This is a genomic window from Segatella copri (assembly GCF_003465495.1).
Taxonomy (GTDB): Bacteria; Bacteroidota; Bacteroidia; order Bacteroidales; family Bacteroidaceae; genus Prevotella; species Prevotella copri_G.
In genome coordinates this window covers 442-17,136 of record NZ_QSAV01000047.1, presented here as the reverse complement: position 1 = coordinate 17,136, position 16,695 = coordinate 442, and the positions used below count along the sequence as shown (strand labels likewise).

The window sequence follows — 16,695 nt, the reverse complement described above, 5'->3', positions numbered from 1 at the left end:
ATGAATTTGAAATGAATAAAAAAACAATACTTTTCGCCTCGTTGCTATTGGGCGGTTTGCCTTTGATGGGAACCCTTTCGACTGATGCAGCGGTGCGCGATACAATCAGTATCAACCAGGGATGGCAGTTCCATCGCGGAGATGTGAAGAATATAGATGAGTTGAAAACAACTCAGGGGGATGATGACGTGGTAAATCTGCCTCATGATTTCCTGATCGGTCAGGACTGGGTGGCTCCTGATGCCAGCGAACGTCCTGACAATAGTGATGCCGGAAGCAATGTGCGCAGCCGATTGAGTCCGCGTGGCTTTAAGGAGATGGGCATCGGCTGGTATCGCTATCAGTTGACTCCGAAGGATGAATGGAAGGGAAAGCGCATCGTGCTCGATTTCCAGGGCATCATGCTGGTGGGAGATGTCTATCTAAATGGAAAGCGTATCGGAGGTACCGATTATGGGTACCTCGGTTTCGATATCGATCTGAGCAAGCTCCTGAAATGGGGCGAGGCTAACGAGATAACCGTTAAGGCAGATACCCGCAATCCTAATAATTCCCGTTGGTTTACGGGTGCCGGTCTCTATCGTGATGTCAATCTCATCATCACCGACAAGGATCTGTACTTCCCTCGCCATCCTCTCTTTATCCGCACCCAGGATAACAAAGAGGTGAAAATCAAGGCAGAGATTATCAACCAGCAGAAGCTGGCAAAAGGACAGGGAAAGGCTGTTATTCCTGTAGAGGTTCGTATTCTGGATGCCGATGGCAAGGTGGTGGCTCAACAGAAGAATAACATCGATTTCAATGCCAAATGGCGTGACAGAGAATATGAGTTGCCTGCCATCTCTCTGGAGAACGCCCAACTGTGGTCGCCAGATACACCTTATTTATATACTGCCGAGGTGACACTCTATAATCAGGATGGAAAGGTGGCTGATCAGATTAAAGAACAGTTTGGCGTGCGCACCATCGAAATCGTTCCGCAGAAGGGTTTGCTGGTGAATGGCAAGAAGGTCTTGCTGAAGGGCTATGCCAACCATCATACCCTCGGTGCCCTGGGTGCAGCTGCCTATCCTCGTGCCATCGAGAAGCGACTCAAGCTGATCAAGGAGTTCGGCATGAACCATATCCGCTCTTCTCATAATCCATACAGCGAGGATTTCCTGAAGCTCTGCGATAAGTATGGCATCCTGGTGGTGGATGAACTTTACGACAAATGGCTTACTCAGTATGCCGGCGGCAGAGTGGAGTGGGAGAGCCTTTGGCAGAAAGACATTCCGGAATGGGTAAAGCGGGATAGAAACCATCCTTCGGTTATCCTTTGGAGTCTGGGTAACGAGTTGCAGCAATACAGCAATCTGCCTTTCAATGATTGGGGTGTTACCGCCTATAAAATCCAGAAGGAGTTGCTGCACCGTTATGACGATACCCGACTGACGACCGTGGCGATGCATCCGCGCTACCGCAATCTGGAGACAGATTCCATTCCAGCCGATCTGGCGGTGGCTACCGAGGTAAACTCCTACAACTATCGCTATATGTACTTCCCAGGTGATATGAAGCGCTATCCTGAAAAGACCTTCTATCAGAGCGAGGCGAGTGTGGCTGCGATGGGACCAAACTTCTATGAGATGGATCTCGACAAGGTGTTGGGCCTGGCTTATTGGGGAGCCATCGATTACCTGGGCGAGAGTATGGGATGGCCTGTCAAGGGATGGAACCAGGGTGTGTTCGATCTTTCTCTCCAGCCAAAGCCGGATGCTTATTTCGTGAAGAGTATGTTTAAGGATGAGCCAACCGTTCATATCGGTGTTATCGAGAAATCGGGCGGCAATATCCAGTGGAATGGCATCAATGTTTCTGCCGGAAAGCTCTCAGAAAACTGGAACCGTGAGGCAGGCGAGCAGGTTTCGCTCTATACCTATACCAATGGCGACGAGGTGGAACTCTTCCTCAATGGCAAGAGTCTGGGTGTGAAGAAGAACAGCAACGACCCTAAGCTCCGTGCCCGCATCAAGTGGGACAACATCGCCTATGCACCGGGTGTGCTTCTGGCTGTAGCTAGAAAGAACGGCAAGGTGGTGGCTCGCCATCAGATAGAGACTACGGGCGAGGCTGTGGCTCTGAAGCTGGTTTCGGATATAGAGACCTGGCATGCTGATGGTAAGGATCTGATGCATGTTCGCATCTATGTCGTGGATAAAAAGGGCAGAAGAGTGCTGAACGTGAAGGATGCCAAGGCATTCGACAAGTTAACCTTCACCGTGAAGGGCGATGCGAATATCGTGGCGGTGGATAATGGAAACATCGCATCTGATGAGCTTCATATCGGAAAGACCCAGTTGGAGAAGTCCATCCAGCGTCATCTCTTTCAGGGATCCGCCCTCGTGATATTGCGCGCCGGTGATAAGCCGGGAAAGATAGAACTCTCGGTAGCGGGAGAAAAGATGAAAGCCAAGAAACTGGTTCTGAATACGAAATAAATATGATACTAAAAAAGGTCGCCAGCATTTTGGCGACCTTTTTTAGTAGTATTCTTTGTTTTCTCTTTATTTTCTGAACTTCTTCTTAAACCATTGCAGGAATGATTCGTAAGCACTGATCTCTTCCTGATGCTGAGGCTCAGCGAAGGTAAGCTGGTCGCCGTAGGAATCACCATGCTGGTCGGGGAAGATAATCATCAGGTTGGTACCTGAGAAGTATTTCGTTATTTCCTCCGGCAGACGCTCCAGTGCTGTCTTGTAAGATACGGTTCCCTTACGGGCGGTTACTACCACGAACAGGTGATCTGGAGATATCTGCGAAGCCAGCTGTGGCAACTCGTTCCAGTGAATCATCTGGGTATAATCAGCACGCACTTCCGGATGCCGGTTCTTGATATATTCATTGATGAGCGCCAGACTCTCTTCTCTGCCATGAAACTGGATGCGGCAGTCGAGATTGCCGGCAAGTCGGGCAAGGCGTTCCAGCCAGCGATAGAAACCCGGCTCGAACTCTGCTCTCGAAGGTACGGCTACCTGTATTCTTCTCAATGTATTCAACGGCTGTCTGATGCGTGCCATGATAATCTGTCGGCTCAATCCGTTGAAAAGACTCTGGTGGAATTCTCCCCAGAACTTCGGCGAAACCTCAGGATGCATGTGCATTCCGATGATAATCTCAGAACATTGGAACTCGTTGAAGGCATGCTTGATGCCGTTGGCGATGTTGGCGGCAATACGAACCTGGGTCTGCGTCATCACATCGGTGGCAGCAGCCAGCTGACTGCAATGTTCCAGAAGCCGTCTTCCCTGTTCCTGGTTGTATCGCATGTCCTTGTCTTCATATACCACATTCAGGCAGATGAGCCCCCTGTTCAGTTTCTGGTTTCTCAACAGAAACGCCAGACTCATCAGGTTGTCGGCATATTCAGGATATTTCACCGGAACCAGAATCTTCTCGTCGCTCACCTTCTTGTCGTCTTCCGCATCAGGCAGTTCCTTGTCTCTCAGGATTATCTTCTGCGAAGACCGGTCGGTAAGGATGGATGAGATGATGCAGGTAATCAGAATCATCATAACCACACCATTGAGCATATCATCGTTGACGAGGTAAGTGCCCGGTGCTACGAGCAGATGCATACCCACCATCACCATGGCGATACTTCCGGCAGCATGAGCCGAAGTGAGTCCGAACATCATGTGACCCGAAGAAAGTGGCAACCTGAAACCCAGACAGGCGATATAGGCTGCGATGGCTTTGCCCAGGGTTCCGAAGAAGGCGATGCAGAACACGACCCATAGAATATGACTGCCCTGAAACAGCAGATTGATATTGATTAGCATGCCCACACCTATCAGGAAATAAGGAATGAAGAGGGCATTGCCGATAAACTCGAGGCGGTTCATCAGCGGCGAAACATGCGGAATATATCTGTTTAATATCAGACCGGCGAAGAAAGCACCGAAAACGCCCTCGATGCCCACTATCTGCGAAAGTGCCGCACTCATAAAGAGCATCGAAAGTACGAAGATAAACTGCATCACCGCATCGCTGTATCTTCGCAAAAACCATCTTGTAAGTCGGGGAATCAGCATGATCATCACGCCACAATAGACGGCAAACTTGAGGGTGAAGAATACCCAGAACAGTACGCCGTCATGCTTGCTGAACGATGCTACCAGTCCGGCAAGCATAATCAGGGCTATGAGCAGCGAAATCATGCTCGACCCCACACTCAGCGTAACGCTCGGTTTCTGTTGCAATCCGTATCTCGAAACGATAGGATAGGCAATCAGCGTATTGGATGCCATGATGCAGCTCAGCAGGAAGGAAGCCTTGGCAGAGTAGTGGAGCAACCAGATACTCATGCCGTATGTGAGGAAGAACGGTATAAAACAGGTGAGCAGGCCATAGATAAGCAGTCGCGACTTGTTCTTTTTCATGCCTTCCATATCCATCTCCAGTGCAGCGAGGAACATGATGTAATAGAGTCCCACCTTTCCGAAGAGTTCAAACGAAGAGTCTCTCTCCAGGATATTCAGTCCGTATTTGCCTATGAGCACACCTGCCAGCACCATTCCGATGATGTGCGGGATACGGAGTTTACCCATGATGATAGGGGCAAAGAGGATGATGAGGAGCACTACGAAGAATATCAACGTAGGGTCTGTGATAGGGAAGTATTGAGCGATATGGAACATAGGCTTTCTTCTTTTTTGTTATACTTAAAGAGGGATTTCTGCATCAGCATTCATCCCTCCCTTTCTGTTTTTGACTGCAAAAGTACGAATAAATCTTGAAAGCACAAAGTTTTTCTGCCCTTATCCTACAATCATGGTGATATTTTTGCATGCTCACTATTGTTTCTATCTTTTCAAATCCCTATCCACCATGGCACAGACACAGGAATCAGACCATACATTCTCTGCTGTTTCAATCATGTCGATGATGGTATAGATTGGCAGGATGATGCCCATGATGCCGATAGGAGCATTGATACCGGACATCAGAGATAGTGTAAGGAAATAACATCCCATCGGTACTCCTGCATTACCCACTGCTGAGATAACTGAAATGAAGAGCCAGAGAATCATCGTAGTCCAAGGTAAAGGCATTCCTCCATTCTGCATCAGGAATAAGGAGGTTACGAGGATAAACGCAGCGCAACCATTCATGTTGATGGTAGTACAGATAGGTAATACGAAGCGGGAAACCTGATTGGAAACTCCCAGTCTGTCTTCTGCAGTCTGCATCGTCACCGGCAACGTAGCAGCAGAACTCTTTGTAAACAGAGCCATTAATACTGCCGGCATCATCTTGCCCAGTGTACGCACAGGATTCAAGCCTCTTGCCAAGAGGAAGAGCGGAAGGATGATGAAGAATTGAATGACATTACCTCCCAGGATAACAGCTACGTACTTTCCTAGAGAAGCCATCACGATACCCGCAGAGAACTGGGCTGAAAGTTGTGCTGCAAAGGCAACGATACCCAGAGGCAGAGCCCAGATTAATCCATGAATCAGCATGAAGAGCAGATCCTGTAATCCAAACAATCCCTTCATCACGACTTCTTTCTTATCGCTTGATGGCATTTTGGTTAAAGCAATACCTGCTGCTGCCGCCAAAATCAATATAGAGAGTACATTTCCTTCGGCAAACGGCTTGATGATGTTGTTGGGTATTACCCCAAGAATATGGTCATAATAGCTGGTTTCTCCCAGCTTTTGGGGAACATCTGCCATACCGCTCTGTACCAAGGCTGTAGGTAAATTGCCTGGAGATACGATGTTGTAGAGCACCAATCCCACTGCTGCAGCTGCTATCGTCGTGAGCAGGGTGTAGGTGATGGCGTGGCGGAATATCTTACCGGTATCTGCCTGGTTGCCCAAGGATGCCAGGGTTGTGATAACTGCCAAGGCTATGGTTGGTACTGCCAGAAGCTGGAATAAGCGGGTATAGACCGTGGCTATGAAGTTCATCAGACCATCCAGCCAGCTAATGCCGAATATCCCCAAGACGGCGCCTATTATCAAAGCGCCAATCCATAGAACCAGCTGCTGGGTTTGCTTATTCTTCACTCCTTTTTGCTTACTGCAGCCAGCATTGCTATCCGGCTGTCTATTTCTAATATTATTCATTGTTTCTACCATGATTTTAAACTATTATTTTCAAAAGGCAAAGGTATTATTTTTTTTCCTTGTCAACAATCCCACAAATATGGTATTTTGCAATCTCGTTATTTTTTTGGAATATTCTTTTGCTTGTATCATTATTTTTTGTAACTTTGCCGAAAGAATTTAAAAAGGCAGCAATATGAAATATCCTATAGGAATACAAGACTTCGAACAAATCATAGAAGGTGATTATGTTTATCTTGATAAGACGGCATTGGTCTATGACTTAGTGACTAATGGTAAAATATACTTTCTGTGTCGTCCTAGACGATTCGGAAAGTCGTTGCTCGTATCTACCTTGAAATACTATTTTGAGGGAAAAAAGGAGTTGTTCAAGGGGCTTGCCATCGACAAGCTGGAGAAGGAATGGAAGCAATATCCTGTGTTCCATTTAGACTTCAATGGCATTAATTTTACTGATGCAGGAATGTTGGATAAAACCCTGTTAGGTTTTGTTGAACGACAGGAAAAAATATATGGGAAGGATGAGTTTGCTGAAGGATTGGGAAGCCGATTTGTATCTGTCCTCAAAGCTGCCCATGAGAAAACTGGTCTTCGTGCTGTTGTCTTGATTGATGAATACGACAAGCCTTTGCTAGATGTCTTGGACCAAGATTTGAATATTACAATCAATGGTCAGAAGAGAAAGTTGGAGGAATGGAATAGAGAAGTTTTAAAAGGTTTTTATTCTGTTTTCAAGGCAGCCGATGCCGATTTGCAGTTCGTTTTGTTGACTGGCGTTACCAAGTTCTCTCAGGTGAGTGTGTTCAGTGGTTTTAACCAACCTGATGACATCAGTATGGATGAGCATTACGAGGCACTTTGCGGTATTACGGAAGAAGAGTTGTATTCCACATTCGAGGAACAGATTAAAGTGATGGCTGTGAGATATAAGACTACAGAGGAGGGGATGAAATACAAGTTGAAACGTAAGTTCGACGGTTATCATTTTAGCTCAGACATGCTCGATATCTATAATCCGTTTAGTATCTTGAATTCTTTGAGCAAGAAGAGACTAAGTGACTTTTGGTTTCGTACTGGTACACCAACTTATTTGGTTCGCTTGCTTTCCCATTTTAAGGAGAATTTGAATGAATTGACAGGCAAGTATTATCCAACAAGTAGTTTCGTGGATTATCGAGCAGATGTAGAAGCGCCATTGCCTATGATTTATCAGAGTGGCTATCTTACGATAAAGGATTGGAACATGAATATGGATTCCTATCTTTTGGATTTTCCGAATGATGAGGTGAAAAATGGATTCCTTACTTTGGTGGCTACTAGCTATTTGCAGCCAAAAGAATCGACAGATGCTTTTGTTTTACAAGTGGTGAGTGCTATGGACGTGGGCGATTGCCATCAGTTGGAGAATCTGATGACTTCCTTCTTTGCCAGCATTCCTTATAACCAGCGTCGCAAGGACGATGAGCGAGAGAAGGAACGTTACTTCCAATACACCTTCTATCTCGTATTGAGAATGATCAGCTGTTTCACGGTGTTCATCGAAAAGCAGCAAAGCGAAGGTAGGGTAGATTGTGTGGTTGAGACTCCGAACTATATCTACATCTTCGAGTTCAAGCGTGATGGTTCGGCAGAAGAAGCCCTGAAGCAGATAGAGGATATGGGCTATGTCAGGGAATATGCAGCAGATGGCAGAAAGATTTATCAGATAGGCTGCAACTTCTCGTCGAAGACGGGAACCATTGATGGGTGGAAAATGAAGTAAGTAATCCGTAAGAATATGCCGAAGATGTAGTGATGTGGCGTTGTTAAGAATGAAACTTTTTTACATTAGCTTGCCTGAGATTCTCGTATTTCCAGACGCTTATTATTTCTTTGAGAATATCGTAAATATGAAGAGAAATAGAAACTTATTGATAACCAGGTGTTTGTGATTTCTTGACAAGATGATGCCGTTGAGGAAGATCTATAGTTGTACAACCATAGCATGTATAGTCGTACAACTGTAACTTTATAGTCGTACAACTATAGGTCTTGTTCTTAATATAGAGCAGAAAACAAGGAATCCCAGCCTCTCAATTCTCTTATTTTTATCACTAGATTCCAAACTTGTAGGTATATGAATTTTGGTTATAAATATTGACGGGAGGTATTTTTGCAATTGTAATTTGAACTAAAAAAAGGAATAAGGCCTTATGGAAAATGGGGAAGATGTTCCCGAATGGCTGAAGAATGGGGATTATGAGTTTGAGTATAATATTATAAGATAAGATCAGTTGTGTGTCTGATTTAGCAAAGAGGGTGTGTCATAAGTAAATGATTCACCCTTTTTTGTTTGTTGAAATGTTACTGATATGTTGTTGGAAAACATAGTATAAGTTGTTAGAAAAGATAGTATATGTTTTTGAGTTAGTTAGTATCTCCGGTCGCACAACAGCTGTTGTGCGCTTGCATATCAGCTGATATGCGCTTGCACAACAGGTGATGTGCATGCGTAGGTCAACTGTTATGCGCCAACTGTAATTTAGACTTATGACGCCTTCTCTTTGTCATTTGGTACATACAGAATGGCATTTCATACAAGGTAGGTTTAGATATTTGGCTGATAGAAATAATATTCTTACTTTTGCGCTCGTAATCGGGAAGCGATAGAAGAGAAAAAATCGTGGAACGGGGAACATGAAGTATAACCCTTTTTATATATAATAAGGTATGAAGAAGATTATGATTTCGTTGATGATGGTAGTAGCTGTCACCACAACCAGTTTTGCAAAGAGTAACAATACCGATGTGGCAAATGCCGTAAAGAGTGTAGCCGAGCAGGTAAAGCAGGCTCCATCCGGTACAGTGTATGGTGTAGTTGAGAACACCAAGCACCACATCATCGTAGTTACTCCTTTTGGAAAGTATACTCTCGAGAAGAAGGATGGCGGCGTCAGCTTTATGGGAATGTCGGCAAAGCTGGTGTCATCGAAGAATGGCGTTTATAAAGTCAAGACATCCCTTGGTAATTTTACTGTGAATGCCAGAAAGGGAACGATAACGAAGAGATAATCGTGACAGGTTGTTTACCTTTTCGTAAGGGATGGTATATAGGTATAGGGCATAGAATTGTTGTCATAGAATAGAAATGTGGAAGTATTTTTCTCTCGGCAATGGCAGCGTTCAATGCCATTTTTTTCCTTCGGGACAAAAAAACATCGCAAAAAGTTTGGCGGTATCAAGAATATTGCTTACTTTTGCGGTCAGAGTTGGAGCAGACGGAAAAGAACGGCTGCGATGAAGACTCAAATGAATGAGCGTATTGAACGTTAGTCTTGAAATAGAAATGTGGAAATTTCAAAATTCAACTATGACGAACAGCAATACGGCTCACGCTATGGGATTATTGTATCCTTTTCTCTATAGGAGGAAGGTGCCGATATACCTTTTGGCGTGGGCTATTGTTAGTTGCTAGTTGAAAGGTCTTTCCACAACCTCTATTTCGGCGACCGAACAATAGTCCCACGCTTTTTCATTGAAAACTTAATGACCGATAGCTACTTCTGGGAACAAGTCGGCGATGTAAATGGTAAATATGGATAGTCAATTTATCGTATTCAATACAAAGACGGAACTCTTAAGATTAGATGTTTCCAAAATTGTTTATTTCGAAGGAGATGGCAATTATACACAGATTGTTACTATTAACAAGCTGAAGGCTGTTGTTTGTCTGAATTTGACTCAGATGGAGAAGTACTTGGCAGAGCATCTTGTAGATTGCAAGAGTATTTTTATGCGAGTGGGTAAGCGTTTTATCATCAACACTGGCTATATTTATCAGGTCAATACGCAAAAGCAACAGTTGATATTATCAGATTATGAGCATTTTGCTTTTGCTTTAGGTATTTCTAAGGAAGCCTTGAAGCAAATGAAGGATTTACTCATAACTAAAAAATAAACTAATCAAGCAAAGAATTTTATGGAATTAATCATTGGACGTGATGCTAGTACATCTCAATTGAGAATAACAATGGGACAACAATCCAAGACTTTTGGGGGTGCTGGAAGTGTTCCTATGACTGTGAGCCGTCAACATTGTAGTTTGACCATTAATCCAGATGGTTCTTATAGAATTACGAATCTAAAAACTCAGAATGTTACTTTTGTCAATGGAGTGGAAATAATTGCAAAGACTATCATGGAAAAGGATAAAATAGAACTTGGTCCAAGCAAATTTTTGGTTAGTTGGGATTGGATAAAGAGTTTTGTTCCTCAAATGGTAGATTTTCGTCCATTGCAGCGTGTTTGGGAAGAATATGATGAACATAAACTTGATCAGCAAATTGCTGACCGCAAGTTTAATTCTCTTCGTGGCATTACTGGTTTGATTACTATGGGAGCCATCGCTTTGAGTATCATTTTCCCCGAATTTAGAGAAACTCCTCTTTATATAGGCTTGTATCTCTTAGGTATTTTGATTTCTGTAGGCTTTACTGTAAAAGCATATAAGGATTCTTTTAAGGGACCGTTAAGGCAGAAACAGTTGACTGAAGAGTTTCAGCAGCATTATGTTTGCCCTCATTGTCATCACTTCCTGGGCTTTCAGTCTTATGAAGTTTTGATGCAGAATGAGGCTTGTCCTTATTGCAAGGCTAAAATTAAAAAGTGATTTTGTACAATAGAAGATAGGTTTTGTGTAATGAGCACAGAATTAACACCTATCTATTTATTATTTCACTATATTTGCACCAGTTATAATTTTAAAAAGTATGATTATGGCACAGAATGAAGAAACATTGTATTTCGATAATACACATCTTGAAGTAAGACAGGAAAGTAAAGATAAAACTCAGAACGCTGCTGATAAGGCAACTTGGAAGAAAGTAGCGGTAGGTGGTGCTGCTGGTATCTTGTTAGGTGCAAGTGCTATGTATGCCACAGATGCCTTTGCAGCAAATACAGAAGAAACTCCCGATACAAAACCGGAAGGGGAGAATCCATCGCAAGATGCTGCTGCAGCTAATGATAATGCCTCTATCAAGGTAGCTGAAAGTCATGATGAGCAGAGCTTTAAGGAGGCATTCGATGCCGCTAGAGCCGAAGTTGGTCCTGGTGGCGCTTTCCATTGGCATGGCAATATCTATAGTACTTATACCGAGGATGAGTGGAACAACATGACAGATGCAGAAAAGAACGACTATGCTGAGGCTGTAAAGCCAGAAGTACGTGCAGAAGAAATGAATGCTGCTCCTCATCAAGCGGAAGATGTTGCTGTGGTATCTCATTCTTCTCATGCAGACCAGGATGTATCTGTTGCTCACAATGATGCAAATTTGCATCAGGCAAGTGATGTGCAGGTGGCTGATGACCAAAATGCAGATGTTCATTTGGTTAATGCGGGTGAAGTTCAGCTTGCTGATGGCTCCATGGCTACAGTGGGCGTTTTCGACGTTGATGGTCAGGAAGTGAGTGTGGTAGATTTTGATCAAGATGGAAATCCTGATGTTGCGATTTGTGATGCCAATGGCAATGGAAGTATTGACGTTGGGGAAGCAGTTGATTTGCATACAGGACAAGTGATTACTCCAAGTGGTAGTGATTTCGCTGATGCCGGAGTTGATGATTCTGCTGATCCAAATCTCCAAACTGCATCCTTGGAGAATCCTGATGTTGCTCCTGATATGCCAGACTATATGTCTGATGCTGATATTCAGATGGCATAAACATTGATTAAAATAGATGGTGGCAATGGAAACTAAAAGAATCAAATGTCCGAGTTGCGGTGTATTGCTTGACGTGAGAAATTCTCAAAACGAAGCGGTTAAGATGATTACTTGTCCTCAATGTAAAACTCAGTTGAGAGTGATGTTCTCACAGCAACATGCTGCAACTCCGCAATCTTTTGGGGAAACAGAATATGTTGGTAACAGCAATGGTGAGACTCTGTATGTGAATCGAGATAATGGAGAAACTCGTTACGTGGGGCATTTCTCTTCTCCTTCTCAATCTGATGAAACAATCCTTGCAGGCAAGAAAGAAGAGGTTACTCCTGGTTATTTGCTCTATGGTGGTCAGAAGTATCCGTTAGGGTTCGGCAATAATGTGATAGGTCGCAAGGCTACTACTTCGCAGGCAACTGTACAGATAGCTACTGATGATAGATATATGAGCCGTCAGCATCTTGCCATCCAGGTAATTAAGGCTTCTACGGACAAGGTTAGGGTGGTGGTGTCTAACTACCATAATAAAAATGCCAGTTATGTGAATGGACAATTATTGAACGAGGGTGACCAGCTCGTCTTGACCGAAGGAAGTATCATCAAGATGGGTAACACAACCGTTGTTTATCATCAAAAATAAAGCTAACAATGAGAATCAAGATATGTCAGCCTTTAGCTATCCATAAGTTGGGTAAGAGGGCGAACCAGGAAGATAGCATCTATCCAATAGAGGGCAAAGCAATGGAGAATGACCGCTTGTTTTTGCTCTGTGATGGTATGGGTGGACATGAGCATGGCGAGGTGGCAAGCCAAAGTATTTGCAAAAGTCTTTCTTCGTTTTTGTTGCAGCATGCAGTTGCTTCTGAAGGCTTGGAAGATAAGTTGCTGTCTGATGCTTTGGCGTATGCCTACGAAGAACTGGATAAATTGGCTATTGTGGGAGATTCCCGTCAGATGGGAACAACTTTAACTTTGCTGTATTTTCACAGTAATGGATGTACGGCAGCCCACATTGGAGATAGTAGAATATACCATCTCCGTCCATCTTCGCATACCATATTATATAAGAGTCGTGACCATTCCCTGGTGTATGATCTTTATCAGGCTGGTGAGTTGACCTATGAGGAGATGAAGACATTTCCACAGAAAAATGTCATCACTCGTGCGATGATAGCTGGAGACAGAAATCATCCAAAACCTGATGTTATCCATATTTCAGATATTCAGCCAGGTGATTACTTCTATATTTGTTCTGACGGCATGTTGGAACATATGGAGGATGAGGAGCTGTTGGATGTCTTCTCCGCGAATGTTCGTGATGAAGAAAAACGACAGATGCTGATTTCAGAAACCTCAGATAATAAAGATAATCATTCAGCTTATATAGTACACATCAAAGAGGTGAGTCATGACGAGGCTGATGTGTGCCTTGTAAATGAAGAGCCTACGGCGAAATGCAATGCTTTGAATATCAAGCCAGATGTGGAAGAGGTGACAGCTTCTCCTGATGTTGAAGTCGTAAAGCCTGCTGGTACACCACCGCCTGTTCCTGATAGTGTGATAGTTGAAATGGTGAATAAGCAGAAAAGAAAGAAATCTCTCTTCATTGCCTTTGTTGCCTTAGTGGTATTGGCTGCTGTTGGCATGTCTGGTTATGGCTACTATAGCAAGCATAAAACAGAGGCAGCTTTGCAGGATTCTATAGTGACCGTGAAAGAGCTTAATAGCCAGCAAAAGATAGAGACTGATACAACAAAGCAAGATTCTATAAAACAAGATACTGCCAAAAATGAACGAAATAAATAATCAAAATATGCTCCAGGTAGGAACCATCCTACACGGAACTTACAAAATTGAAAGCTACTTAGCATCAGGTGGCTTCGGCAACACCTATTTAGCAAAGAACATCGAGTTTGATGAGACTTATGCCATCAAAGAGTTCTTTGTAAAGGGCGTGTGCCAGCGTGATGGTAATAGCACTACCATTAGTGTAAGTAATGCCGAGAATACCAATAGCTTTGAGCTACAGCGAGAGAAGTTCAAGAAAGAAGCTCGCCGTCTCCGTAGTCTCAGTAATCCTCATATTGTCAAGGTCTATGACCTTTTCGAGGAGAATGGTACTGCGTATTATGTAATGGATTATGTGGATGGAGAAAATCTATCTGCTCGTTTGAAGCGTACAAATACACCTTTGGCAGAGTCTGAGGTTCGCAATTACTTGAATCAGATATTGGATGGTCTTGAGGCGATCCATAACGAAGGTATGTTCCATCTTGACATCAAGCCAGCCAATATTATGGTGGATAGTCATAATGTAGTCAAGTTGATAGACTTTGGTGCAAGTAAGCAACAAAGTACGGTAGGCGGTGCCACGATGAGTACTGGAATCAGTTATACGAATGGCTATGCCCCTAGTGAGCAAATGGCGCAGAGCTATGATAAGTTCGGACCATGGACAGACTTTTATGCCCTTGGTGCCACTATGTATAAGTTACTTACCAATCAAGACCCACCATCAGTTTCTGACCTTTCTGAAGACGAGACAGAGGACAAGCATCTTGCCCTCCCAATGCCTAATGTCTCAGAGGAAATGAAGAAGTTGGTTGTTTGGATGATGCAAGTGAATAGGTTAAAGAGACCGAAGAATGTGGGGGAGATAAGACGTATCTTGCAACAGTCTTCTGTTGCTACTTCTAACAATGAAGAGACAAAAGTGTTTAGTCCACATCAATCTTATGTTAATCCAGTTAATGATGATGGAAAAACAGTGTGGACAAGTAAACATGGAGATGCAAAAGTTGAAGAGAATGAACAACCTCAGAGTAAGATAGAAAAACAAACAAGTGACGATACTGCTAATAAAAATACGCATTTTGTAGTGGTGTTTATACTTGTGATAGTTGTAGTATGTGCCATTGCGTTTATGACACGTGGATGTGAGAATGTAACGAAAACTGCAACAAATGCGGTTGCAGCTTCAGCTGATTCGGATTCTATGTGGGTTGATTCAACGGCTGCAGATACAATGCAATATTATGGGGAGGATTATTCTTATGGTTATCATGAAGTAACTTACGAGGATGGTTCAACTTATAAAGGTGAATTTAAAAATGGAAATCCGCATGGTAAGGGAGTGATGGAATGGCCAAATGGTAAAAATGGTTATGTGAGTAAATATGAAGGCCAGTTTGCTAATGGTAATTTTAATGGTATAGGAAATGCTATTTTCTTTGGTGGAAGTACGTATAATGGTAGTTGGGTAAATGGAGTTCAAGAGGGATATGGACAACAAACATTCCCTTATGATGAAAACCATCCAGAATATATAGTTCAGTATGATGGAAATTTCAAAAATGGGCAGAGGTCAGGAAAAGGTACTGCTTATTATGGAAATCATACTTATCAAACAGGAACGTGGAAAAAAGATGAATTAATAGAAGTAACGGAAGAAGGTACATGGAATTAATATTTAAAATTAGTGATTATGAATAAACCTGATTTTTCAAACTATTTAGCCCATTTTACCAAAGATACTGTTTGTGTAAATGAAGGAAATACATTAGAAGATAAATATTGTAAAATGTCTGCTAAAGATAAACTTATATCGATATTGAGAGAAAGAGTTATTTATATGTCAACAATGCCATGGACTTCTAGTGAAGCAGTTTGCTTTACAGAATGTCCTTGGACGAGTTTTATCGAACATTCTAAAAGTTACTCTCCTTATGGTATCGGTTTTTCAAAAAAGTTTATTTTTGGTAAACATGGATCTCCTGCTTTTTATCTACGTAGTGATATATTTTTGCGTTTAAAGAATGAAAAAAAAGGCAATGTGCTGTTGAATGAAAATGTTGATTATTTAATATCTCCTTTTCAACCAAGTTATATGCCGCCAAGAATAAAGAAAAAGTTAAATAAGACGGTAGATTATACCCATGAAAGAGAATGGAGAATGAATGAAAACCTGAAATTTGACTACAAGAATATTGAATTTGTTGTGGTAAAAACAAATGAAGATTTGTTGGATTTCCCTAAAGAATTGAGAGAGAATATTGGGGAAGAAAAATTTTTAGTTTTAGATAGCTACAAGCTAATTGAAAAATTATGGCCAAACCATAAACTTGAATTAAAATGAATAATATAGATAAAGCAAAAGAATACGCTGAGGATAAGGTAACCGAAGCGATGAACAAGGTCGTAGCTGATGCTTATATGGCTGGTTACAATGCAGGCTATCAAGATGGTATCGATAAGGTAGTTAAGGATTCTGTATCGGAAGAGACTGAGTTTGTTGACTTAGGACTTCCGAGTGGAACATTATGGGCTTCGGATTATGTAAAAGATGGGGATGGGGTGCTGTTCTTACCATATCCTGAAGCTCTGAAATATGATATTCCGACAAAAGAGCAAGTTGATGAACTTCGAGAGTATTGTGAAATCAGTATAAAGTACGATGAAGACGATAACTATGTTCATATAGTACTTGGTCCTAATGGAAATTCTATTGTATTTAAAGGGCATGGTTATAAAACTTTTGCTGAGTTAAAAAATGCAGAGACGGCATATTTTTGGCAAGTATATAATAGCGACACACCAAAAACTGTTTTTGTTCCATACCCAAGTGCTCCCTATATAAATGCGGTATATCTGTTTCCTGGTTATAGGATACCAATATGGACTGTTAAAAATAAGAAGTTATGAAACAACTATGCAATAACGCTGTTCTCTGCAAAGGCAAATACAGAATAGAAAAGGTTCTGGGTCAGGGTGGTTTCGGTATTACCTATAAGGCAATAATGAAAGAAACCGTTTCTGGTTCTTTGGGTAATATGGAGGTCGATGTACCTGTGGCAATCAAGGAGTTCTTTATGAAGGACACT

Annotated in this window: 14 protein-coding genes; 12 read left to right on the top strand and 2 right to left on the bottom strand. The window is 42.5% G+C overall.

Annotated elements, in window-relative coordinates:
* Window positions 1-11 precede the first annotated feature (11 nt).
* Window positions 12-2,480 carry a glycoside hydrolase family 2 TIM barrel-domain containing protein gene (locus DWV53_RS12420; RefSeq protein ID WP_118154402.1) on the top strand — a complete coding sequence of 823 codons (2,469 nt, stop codon included), beginning with the start codon at window positions 12-14 and terminating at the stop codon, window positions 2,478-2,480.
* Between the two features lie 66 nt (window positions 2,481-2,546).
* On the opposite strand, the gene DWV53_RS12415 is transcribed toward DWV53_RS12420, so the two are convergent.
* Both DWV53_RS12415 and DWV53_RS12410 read right to left on the bottom strand, forming a co-directional pair.
* Window positions 2,547-4,679, bottom strand: a complete 2,133-nt coding sequence (locus DWV53_RS12415) for a cation:proton antiporter (protein ID WP_118154399.1) — start codon at window positions 4,677-4,679, stop codon at window positions 2,547-2,549.
* A 165-nt stretch (window positions 4,680-4,844) separates the two neighbouring features.
* A complete protein-coding gene (locus tag DWV53_RS12410) occupies window positions 4,845-6,116 on the bottom strand; it encodes a dicarboxylate/amino acid:cation symporter (protein WP_259318990.1) in 1,272 nt (423 codons plus the stop codon).
* Between the two features lie 175 nt (window positions 6,117-6,291).
* On the opposite strand from DWV53_RS12410, the gene DWV53_RS12405 reads away from it, so the two are divergent.
* The 11 genes from DWV53_RS12405 to DWV53_RS12355 all read left to right on the top strand — a co-directional run.
* Window positions 6,292-7,878, top strand: coding sequence for an ATP-binding protein (locus tag DWV53_RS12405; RefSeq protein ID WP_118154394.1), 1,587 nt, complete (start codon window positions 6,292-6,294; stop codon window positions 7,876-7,878).
* Window positions 7,879-8,825: 947 nt separating this feature from the next.
* On the top strand, window positions 8,826-9,167 hold the full coding sequence (locus DWV53_RS12400; protein ID WP_118154391.1) for a hypothetical protein: 342 nt from the start codon (window positions 8,826-8,828) through the stop codon (window positions 9,165-9,167).
* Window positions 9,168-9,690: 523 nt separating this feature from the next.
* Window positions 9,691-10,053, top strand: a complete 363-nt coding sequence (locus tag DWV53_RS12395; RefSeq protein WP_228119568.1) for a LytTR family transcriptional regulator DNA-binding domain-containing protein — start codon at window positions 9,691-9,693, stop codon at window positions 10,051-10,053.
* A gap of 21 nt (window positions 10,054-10,074) precedes the next feature.
* Window positions 10,075-10,764 carry an FHA domain-containing protein gene (locus tag DWV53_RS12390; RefSeq protein WP_118154388.1) on the top strand — a complete coding sequence of 230 codons (690 nt, stop codon included), beginning with the start codon at window positions 10,075-10,077 and terminating at the stop codon, window positions 10,762-10,764.
* A 106-nt stretch (window positions 10,765-10,870) separates the two neighbouring features.
* Complete coding sequence (locus tag DWV53_RS12385) at window positions 10,871-11,818, top strand: hypothetical protein (protein ID WP_147468793.1); 948 nt, start codon at window positions 10,871-10,873, stop codon at window positions 11,816-11,818.
* 25 nt (window positions 11,819-11,843) lie between these two features.
* Complete coding sequence (locus tag DWV53_RS12380; RefSeq protein WP_181992491.1) at window positions 11,844-12,455, top strand: FHA domain-containing protein; 612 nt, start codon at window positions 11,844-11,846, stop codon at window positions 12,453-12,455.
* A gap of 8 nt (window positions 12,456-12,463) precedes the next feature.
* Complete coding sequence (locus DWV53_RS12375) at window positions 12,464-13,621, top strand: protein phosphatase 2C domain-containing protein (protein WP_118154379.1); 1,158 nt, start codon at window positions 12,464-12,466, stop codon at window positions 13,619-13,621.
* Window positions 13,605-15,281, top strand: a complete 1,677-nt coding sequence (locus tag DWV53_RS12370) for a serine/threonine-protein kinase (RefSeq protein WP_118154376.1) — start codon at window positions 13,605-13,607, stop codon at window positions 15,279-15,281. Before DWV53_RS12375 ends, DWV53_RS12370 begins: the two co-directional genes overlap by 17 nt.
* 18 nt (window positions 15,282-15,299) lie before the next feature.
* Complete coding sequence (locus tag DWV53_RS12365) at window positions 15,300-15,950, top strand: abortive infection system antitoxin AbiGi family protein (RefSeq protein ID WP_259318989.1); 651 nt, start codon at window positions 15,300-15,302, stop codon at window positions 15,948-15,950.
* A complete protein-coding gene (locus DWV53_RS12360) occupies window positions 15,947-16,516 on the top strand; it encodes a hypothetical protein (RefSeq protein WP_118154373.1) in 570 nt (189 codons plus the stop codon). The genes DWV53_RS12365 and DWV53_RS12360 overlap by 4 nt, the downstream gene beginning before the upstream one ends.
* A partial coding sequence (locus tag DWV53_RS12355) for a hypothetical protein (protein WP_220432007.1) occupies window positions 16,513-16,695 on the top strand: 183 nt, incomplete at its 3' end. The genes DWV53_RS12360 and DWV53_RS12355, both read left to right, overlap by 4 nt.

Bases quoted from the DNA above. Each gene is read 5' to 3' on its own strand.
- DWV53_RS12420 (WP_118154402.1), top strand. From the start codon at position 12: ATGAATAAAAAAACAATACTTTTCGCCTCGTTGCTATTGGGCGGTTTG.
- DWV53_RS12415 (WP_118154399.1), bottom strand. From the start codon at position 4,679: ATGTTCCATATCGCTCAATACTTCCCTATCACAGACCCTACGTTGATA.
- DWV53_RS12410 (WP_259318990.1), bottom strand. From the start codon at position 6,116: ATGAATAATATTAGAAATAGACAGCCGGATAGCAATGCTGGCTGCAGT.
- DWV53_RS12405 (WP_118154394.1), top strand. From the start codon at position 6,292: ATGAAATATCCTATAGGAATACAAGACTTCGAACAAATCATAGAAGGT.
- DWV53_RS12400 (WP_118154391.1), top strand. From the start codon at position 8,826: ATGAAGAAGATTATGATTTCGTTGATGATGGTAGTAGCTGTCACCACA.
- DWV53_RS12395 (WP_228119568.1), top strand. From the start codon at position 9,691: ATGGATAGTCAATTTATCGTATTCAATACAAAGACGGAACTCTTAAGA.
- DWV53_RS12390 (WP_118154388.1), top strand. From the start codon at position 10,075: ATGGAATTAATCATTGGACGTGATGCTAGTACATCTCAATTGAGAATA.
- DWV53_RS12385 (WP_147468793.1), top strand. From the start codon at position 10,871: ATGGCACAGAATGAAGAAACATTGTATTTCGATAATACACATCTTGAA.
- DWV53_RS12380 (WP_181992491.1), top strand. From the start codon at position 11,844: ATGGAAACTAAAAGAATCAAATGTCCGAGTTGCGGTGTATTGCTTGAC.
- DWV53_RS12375 (WP_118154379.1), top strand. From the start codon at position 12,464: ATGAGAATCAAGATATGTCAGCCTTTAGCTATCCATAAGTTGGGTAAG.
- DWV53_RS12370 (WP_118154376.1), top strand. From the start codon at position 13,605: ATGAACGAAATAAATAATCAAAATATGCTCCAGGTAGGAACCATCCTA.
- DWV53_RS12365 (WP_259318989.1), top strand. From the start codon at position 15,300: ATGAATAAACCTGATTTTTCAAACTATTTAGCCCATTTTACCAAAGAT.
- DWV53_RS12360 (WP_118154373.1), top strand. From the start codon at position 15,947: ATGAATAATATAGATAAAGCAAAAGAATACGCTGAGGATAAGGTAACC.